The 5,924-nt window shown below is 45.1% G+C and carries 7 protein-coding genes; all 7 read right to left on the bottom strand.

All coding sequences use genetic code 11. The annotated features are described in order from the left end of the window. Window positions 1–563 (bottom strand): tRNA pseudouridine(13) synthase TruD (locus AB4653_RS14065; RefSeq protein WP_372104488.1); only part of this gene is annotated, 563 nt, incomplete at its 3' end. Between the two features lie 22 nt (window positions 564–585). Continuing rightward, entirely contained in the window at window positions 586–1,065 is a 480-nt protein-coding gene (gene ispF / locus AB4653_RS14070; RefSeq protein WP_029223073.1) for a 2-C-methyl-D-erythritol 2,4-cyclodiphosphate synthase, read from the bottom strand. A 2-nt stretch (window positions 1,066–1,067) separates the two neighbouring features. Beyond that, on the bottom strand, window positions 1,068–1,769 hold the full coding sequence (gene ispD, locus AB4653_RS14075; protein ID WP_009847642.1) for a 2-C-methyl-D-erythritol 4-phosphate cytidylyltransferase: 702 nt from the start codon (window positions 1,767–1,769) through the stop codon (window positions 1,068–1,070). Continuing rightward, window positions 1,769–2,050 carry a cell division protein FtsB gene (gene ftsB / locus AB4653_RS14080; RefSeq protein ID WP_009847643.1) on the bottom strand — a complete coding sequence of 94 codons (282 nt, stop codon included), beginning with the start codon at window positions 2,048–2,050 and terminating at the stop codon, window positions 1,769–1,771. Before ftsB ends, ispD begins: the two co-directional genes overlap by 1 nt. A gap of 302 nt (window positions 2,051–2,352) precedes the next feature. Continuing rightward, window positions 2,353–3,651 carry a phosphopyruvate hydratase gene (gene eno, locus AB4653_RS14085; RefSeq protein WP_009847644.1) on the bottom strand — a complete coding sequence of 433 codons (1,299 nt, stop codon included), beginning with the start codon at window positions 3,649–3,651 and terminating at the stop codon, window positions 2,353–2,355. A gap of 81 nt (window positions 3,652–3,732) precedes the next feature. After that, a complete protein-coding gene (locus AB4653_RS14090) occupies window positions 3,733–5,373 on the bottom strand; it encodes a CTP synthase (RefSeq protein WP_009847645.1) in 1,641 nt (546 codons plus the stop codon). A 132-nt stretch (window positions 5,374–5,505) separates the two neighbouring features. Next, the coding region (locus AB4653_RS14095; protein ID WP_372104492.1) for a MazG family protein at window positions 5,506–5,924 on the bottom strand (419 nt) is incomplete at its 5' end.

Consider the following 5,924-nt stretch of genomic DNA (forward strand, 5'->3'; position numbering starts at 1 on the left):
CGTGTACGAACGTTTTCACGCCCCCAACGACGAGCTTCAGATAAGTTGTTACCTTCATTGCCAAACCTCTGAGCACCAAAGTAATTTGGCACGCCCACTTGAGCGACTTTTTCCAAACGTTTGACTACATCATCGCAGTCCGTTACTTCAGACAAAGTTAGCTCGAATTGGTTGCCAACTAAATCGCCTGGACGTAACTTTTTGTTGTGGCGTGCTGTCGCCAAGATCTCAATACTTGGGTATTGTGCAAGAAAAGCAGAAAAGTCAGGTTCACCTTTTGGTAGATGCACGCTCAACCACTGTTCTGTCACAGCATGACGGTCCTTCAAACCAGCCCAACTCACGTCTTTCGACTTAACACCACACGCTTTAGCCAGCTCGTTTGCTACAAAGCTCGTGTTCTCACCCGTTTTACGAATGCGCACCATAAGGTGTTCGCCTTCACCAGTGAACTCAAAACCTAAGTCTTCATTAACGACAAAGTGTTCGGCTTTTGCTTTTAGTTTTGCTTTCGCAGTTGGTTTACCGTTTAGATAAGCCAATGAAGATAAAATATCTGACATGCTGTTCTTTTCGTGTTGGTGCTTACGCACTTTTAGTAATTAGGACCACCGCTTCACATGCGATGCCCTCTTTGCGACCTGTAAAACCTAAACGCTCAGTGGTCGTCGCTTTTACATTCACATTGCTAATGCTGGTTTCTAAATCTTGTGCGATAGCGTGGCACATAGAGTCTATATGAGGCGCCATCTTTGGAGCTTGCGCCATGATAGTAATATCGGCATTACCAATCACGTAGCCTTGTTCTTTTACTCGACGATAAACATCTTTTAGCAGTTCACGGCTATCCGCGCCTTTCCACTCATCATCAGTATCGGGGAAATGACGACCAATATCACCGGCAGCAATCGCACCTAATAAAGCGTCACACAACGCATGAAGGGCAACATCACCATCGGAGTGTGCGATAAGACCCTGCTCATAAGGGACTCTAACGCCACCTATAATTACCGGACCTTCACCACCAAACTTATGTACATCAAAGCCATGGCCAATACGAATCATCATTATTCCTTATTCTGACTTAAATAGAACTCAGCAAGTGCTAAATCTTCAGGCTGAGTAATCTTAAAATTATCTGAGCGCCCTGCCACTAAAGCGGGCGATAAACCTTTCCATTCAAAGGCTGAGGCTTCATCGGTAATCGAAACGCCTTGTTGCAACGCCTCGCTTAATGCATTCCACAGAGGCTTTGCTCTGAACATTTGCGGCGTAAGTGCATGCCATAGATCGGCTCGCTCAACGGTATGTTCGATCTGCCCTTGGGCACCTCGCTTCATCGTGTCACGAACTGGCGCCGCTAAAATAGCCCCTACATCATGGCTCATCGCGCCGGAAATTAGCTTGTCGATATCACTGAGTTGAACACAAGGCCTTGCCGCATCGTGAACCATTACCCAATCGCTAAGCTGCTGCTCAGCGATACAGTTTAGCGCAGAGAGTACCGAGTCCGCTCGTTCGCTTCCGCCAGACACTCTGACCACTTTTGGATTCTGGTTGAGTGCTAACTCCGGGTAATAGGGGTCATCATCGCTGATCGCAACGACAATTTGAGAGACTTGTGGATGAGACAGTAATTTCTCAATGGTGTGCTCTAAAATCGTTTTGCCGTTAATCTTAAGATATTGCTTAGGGCGGTCTGCTTTCATTCGGCTACCGACGCCCGCTGCAGGTACAACGGCAATCACACTTTGAAGTTGAGTCGACATTAATGGGGTTCCTCACCAATGATGCGGAAAAACGTTTCGCCTTCTTTTACCATTCCAAGCTCATGACGTGCGCGCTCTTCTATCGCGTCTAAGCCTTGGCGTAGATCATCGATTTCCGCAAACATCTCTGCGTTACGAAGATGGAGCTTTTCGTTTACTTGCTGTTGAACTTGGATTTCGTTGTTCACACCGTAGTAATCAGAAATACCATTTTTACCGAGCCACAGTGTGTGTTGTAGCCAGCCAAACACTATGAGCAGTACTAAAGCAAAAATTCGCATAACACCTTTCGCCGGTTGAAAAAGAAGGAACTAGAATAAGGCACATATATACCATAATGAGCTTATTGGTGCGAGATATGTGGTGTTAGGGAATCAATAAGTCGGAGAATTATTGTCGGGATAAGTATGGTAACAATGAGATTCCCGACTCCTTCCTTCGTCAGTCTAGGGAATGACGAACTTTAGATGTAACGAGGAGGAGCTTTAGAACCTAGAGCTTCTTCCCGTCATTTTCTACAGACAAAAAAATGCCCCGCATAAGCGAGGCATTTAAAAAGCTTAGATTAATAATTCGCTAGGAATTATTGACCTTTAACTTCTTTAAGACCGTTGTAAGGAGCTTTAGAACCTAGAGCTTCTTCGATACGGATAAGTTGGTTGTACTTAGCAACACGGTCAGAACGGCTCATAGAACCAGTTTTGATTTGACCTGCAGCTGTACCTACCGCTAGATCAGCGATAGTTGCATCTTCAGTTTCGCCAGAACGGTGAGAGATTACTGCAGTGTAGCCAGCGTCTTTAGCCATCTTGATAGCAGCTAGAGTCTCTGTTAGAGAACCGATTTGGTTGAACTTGATAAGGATAGAGTTAGCTACGCCTTTCTCGATACCTTCAGCAAGAATCTTAGTGTTTGTAACGAACAGATCGTCACCAACGATTTGAAGCTTGTCGCCTAGAAGTTCAGTTTGGTGCTTGAAGCCATCCCAATCAGACTCGTCAAGACCATCTTCGATAGAAACGATTGGGAAGTTGTTCGCTAGCTCAGCTAGGTAGTGGTTGAACTCTACAGAAGTGAAAGTTTTACCTTCGCCCTTCATGTTGTAGATACCAGCTTCTTTGTCGAAGAACTCAGATGCTGCACAGTCCATAGCAAGAGTAACGTCTTTACCTAGTTCGTAACCAGCAGCTGCAACAGCTTCTGCGATAACTTCTAGAGCTTCAGCGTTAGACTTAAGGTTAGGAGCGAAACCACCTTCATCACCAACTGCAGTGCTGTAGCCTTTAGACTTAAGAACTTTAGCTAGGTTGTGGAATACTTCAGCGCCGATACGTAGACCTTCTTTAAGAGTCTTAGCGCCAACTGGTTGGATCATGAACTCTTGGATGTCAACGTTGTTATCTGCGTGCTCACCACCGTTGATGATGTTCATCATTGGTAGAGGCATAGAGAATTGACCAGCAGTACCGTTTAGCTCAGCAATGTGCTCGTAAAGAGGCATGCCTTTCGCAGCAGCAGCAGCTTTTGCGTTAGCTAGAGATACAGCTAGGATAGCGTTCGCACCGAACTTAGACTTGTTTTCAGTACCGTCTAGGTCAAGCATGATTTGGTCAACGTCAGCTTGTGCTTTAGCGTCAGAACCTACTAGAGCTTCAGCGATTGGGCCGTTTACAGCTTCAATAGCTTTAAGAACACCTTTACCTAGGAAACGTGATTTGTCGCCGTCACGTAGCTCAAGAGCTTCGCGTGAACCAGTAGATGCGCCAGATGGAGCAGCAGCCATACCTACGAAACCGCCTTCTAGGTGTACTTCAGCTTCTACAGTTGGGTTACCACGTGAATCGATGATTTCACGACCTAGAACTTTAACGATCTTAGACATTGAATGTTTCCTTCTCGTTGAATATATAAATGTCAAATTTAAAGGTAGCAGCACAACTTACGCAGCTACCTGTATTCCTTTTTACTTCTCTAATTCGCCGCGCTGGAACTCGCCAGCTGCTTTAACGAAACCTGCAAACAATGGGTGACCATCGCGAGGTGTTGAAGTGAACTCTGGGTGGAATTGAGCAGCAACGAACCATGGATGGTTCGGGTTCTCGATAACTTCAACCAGTTTCTTGTCCGCAGATAGACCCGATACTTTTAGGCCCGCCTTTTCAATTTGTGGACGAAGATTGTTGTTCACTTCGTAACGGTGACGATGACGTTCATGGATCGTCGCGCTACCGTATAATTCGTAAGCTTTTGTCCCTTTCGCTAGGTGACAAAGCTGTGAACCAAGACGCATTGTGCCGCCAAGGTCAGATGTTTCTGTACGCTCTTCAACTTTACCTTCGCCATCAGTCCACTCAGTGATAAGACCAACAACTGGGTACTTAGTATCAGTACAGAATTCAGAAGAGTGTGCCCCTTCCATTTTCGCAACGTTACGAGCGTACTCGATAAGTGCTACTTGCATACCTAGACAGATACCTAAGTAAGGTACTTTGTTTTCACGAGCGTATTGAGCAGCAAGAATCTTGCCTTCAACACCACGATCACCAAAACCACCAGGAACTAGGATTGCATCTAGGCCTTCTAAAACTTCTACGCCACGAGACTCAACGTCTTGTGAATCTACGTATTTAATATTAACGCTTAGGCGATTTTTCAAGCCCGCGTGTTTTAGCGCTTCATTTACTGATTTGTATGCGTCTGGTAGTTCAATGTACTTACCAACCATACCAATCGTCACTTCACCCGTTGGGTTAGCTTCTTCGTAAATTACTTGTTCCCATTCAGACAGGTCTGCTTCTGGAGCTGTGATGCCGAAACGCTTACATACAAGTTCATCAGTGCCTTGAGCTTTAATAAGCTGAGGGATCTTGTAGATAGAGTCAACATCGCGCATAGAAATAACTGCATTTTCTTGCACATTACAGAACAGAGCAATTTTCTTACGCTCGTTCGAAGGAATGTTGCGGTCTGAACGACAAACTAGAATGTCTGGCTGAATACCAATAGACAGCAGCTCTTTTACAGAGTGTTGCGTTGGCTTAGTTTTCACTTCGCCCGCAGCTGCTAGGTATGGCACTAGAGTAAGGTGCATGAACATTGCGCGTTCACGGCCTAGCTCTACTGCTAGCTGACGAATCGCTTCCATGAATGGTAGAGATTCGATATCACCAACCGTACCACCAACTTCAACAAGCGCGATATCGTGGCCAGCTGCGCCAGAAATTACACGTTCTTTGATAGAGTTAGTGATGTGCGGGATAACCTGAATAGTTGCACCTAGGTAATCACCGCGACGCTCTTTAGCGAGTACGTCTGAGTAAACACGACCTGCAGTGAAGTTGTTACGCTTAGTCATCTTGGTGCGAATGAATCGCTCGTAGTGACCAAGGTCAAGGTCAGTTTCAGCGCCATCTTCCGTAACGAACACTTCACCGTGTTGAGTCGGGCTCATTGTGCCTGGATCAACGTTGATGTAAGGGTCAAGCTTCATCATAGTCACTTTAAGACCACGAGCTTCTAAAATAGCCGCAAGAGATGCTGCTGCAATACCTTTACCTAGAGAGGATACAACCCCGCCAGTAACAAAAATGTAATTTGTCGTCATGTTTAACCTGAAATTGGTTGAATGAGGGAAATGGATTACTTCTGGACGGGATGAAAATATACCAGAAGCCCCTTATCGCCACAACGTGAAATCTATCACACTGCTATTTTTTATTTTTTGCTTCAAATCAATTCATGATAAAAGCTTTGATGATCTTTTCTCCGCCACTTTGACTTCATCCCATATGGAATCAAGCTGTTGTAGAGAAAAGTCGGTCAAAATTTTATCTTGCTGACGAACTTTTTGTTCCACACCTTTAAAGCGGCGTGAAAATTTCAGATTGGCTTTATTGAGAGCCGTTTCTGGATTTTTACCCAAATGTCGCACTAAATTGACGGTAGCAAACAACAAATCACCCAGTTCTTCTTCAACTAAATCTTCGTTTGGCGTTACTTGAAGCGCTTCTTCTAGCACCTCATCAACTTCCTCTAAAACCTTATCGGCGACTGGGCCAATAGAATCCCAATCAAAGCCAAATTTCGCGACTTGCTTTTGAATTTTTGTAGCACGCGAAAGTGCAGGTAGAGAGTTTGGTATTGAGTCTAGAATAC

This window comes from Vibrio sp. 10N.222.48.A3 (assembly GCF_041475345.1).
Lineage (GTDB): Bacteria > Pseudomonadota > Gammaproteobacteria > Enterobacterales > Vibrionaceae > Vibrio > Vibrio tasmaniensis_A.

Bases quoted from the DNA above. Each gene is read 5' to 3' on its own strand.
- AB4653_RS14090 (WP_009847645.1), bottom strand. From the start codon at position 5,373: ATGACGACAAATTACATTTTTGTTACTGGCGGGGTTGTATCCTCTCTA.
- ftsB (WP_009847643.1), bottom strand. From the start codon at position 2,050: ATGCGAATTTTTGCTTTAGTACTGCTCATAGTGTTTGGCTGGCTACAA.
- eno (WP_009847644.1), bottom strand. From the start codon at position 3,651: ATGTCTAAGATCGTTAAAGTTCTAGGTCGTGAAATCATCGATTCACGT.
- ispD (WP_009847642.1), bottom strand. From the start codon at position 1,769: ATGTCGACTCAACTTCAAAGTGTGATTGCCGTTGTACCTGCAGCGGGC.
- ispF (WP_029223073.1), bottom strand. From the start codon at position 1,065: ATGATTCGTATTGGCCATGGCTTTGATGTACATAAGTTTGGTGGTGAA.